The sequence below is a fragment of the Vibrio sp. 2130-1 genome (assembly GCF_033339515.1).
In genome coordinates, this window is record NZ_JAWOUT010000643.1 from 1 (window position 1) to 539 (window position 539).

Here is a 539-nt window from a genome sequence, read left to right on the forward strand (position 1 = left end):
ACATTTGAAAAGTGTGATTTTTTGCGAGTAACTCGAAAGATTTCGTGTCGATAGTGCTTAAAAAGCTTATTATTAATAAAGCCTATAATTAGATTTATAAATTATTGAGATGAATGGAAAATCTTTATGTTAGTTAAGAGATATGCACAGTATTCAGTAAAGAGGCCGTGGTTTCACCGTTTCAATATTTCACTAGTATTAACGGTGTTTGTCGTGAGTGTTTATGAGCTACTTGCGAATGAAGAGTATGTATACTTGGCTGGCGTGGTGTTTACATTTGCTTCGACTTTACTGTTCGCGTCAGCATCGACGTTCAAAAAGCGCTACCTAGGACACGAGTCCTAGTTCATTTGGAATGAATAATTGAGATAAATAGGCGCTTTCAAGTAAGTAATGATCTGATTTATGATCGAGTGCATCAAGAGGAGGACAAATGTCCTCCTTTTTGTTTGTTGCTGCACCCTAATATGGGCGTATTCCAAACAAAATAATAAAGGACATCACCATGGACCTATTCGCCTTACTCGATATCAACAATA

General features: G+C 36.5%; 1 protein-coding gene. It reads left to right on the forward strand.

Annotated features, from left to right (window positions below):
• Window positions 1–126 precede the first annotated feature (126 nt).
• A complete protein-coding gene (locus R7Q09_RS27875) occupies window positions 127–345 on the forward strand; it encodes a hypothetical protein (protein WP_005499106.1) in 219 nt (72 codons plus the stop codon).
• Window positions 346–539 lie beyond the last annotated feature (194 nt).